The 454-nt window shown below is 67.6% G+C and carries 1 protein-coding gene; it reads left to right on the forward strand.

The window, feature by feature from the left end; all coding sequences use genetic code 11:
- On the forward strand, window positions 1–454 hold a 454-nt coding region (locus D7V88_RS43570; RefSeq protein ID WP_208726795.1), incomplete at both ends, for a hypothetical protein.

Here is a 454-nt window from a genome sequence, read left to right on the forward strand (position 1 = left end):
TCGGGCTTCTTGCCGTCGGGGCAGTCTTCGGCGTTGCCGTGGTGGAGGTTGAGAAGCAGCAGCGCGCGGCGCAGGGCATCGAGGCGCCCGAGGTGTCCGGGCCGGCGGAGGCGGCCGAGACGGCCGACGACGGTGAAGCGTCTTCCTCGGACGCCCCGGATTCCAACGACGTCACGAGCGAGGACGAGGAAACGTCCGCCGATGGTGAAGAGCCGCCTCCTTCTTCCTCAGAGGCGCACGCAGCCAACGAGGACGCCGAGGCCGTCGCGGGTGCCTACCGGATTACCTCTGGTTGGTCTCTCCTGCCCTTCGGCATGGACGGCGCCAGCTTCGTCATCCGTGACGACGTCGAGGACGTGGTGATTGGCGAATTCACCTTCCGTGAGGGCCGGGTGACGCCTGCTGCGGCCAGCTCCACGGGGGCATACTGGTTGGACTTGAATCCGGACGGCGT

It is taken from the genome of Corallococcus terminator (genome assembly GCF_003611635.1).
Classification (GTDB): Bacteria; Myxococcota; Myxococcia; order Myxococcales; family Myxococcaceae; genus Corallococcus; species Corallococcus terminator.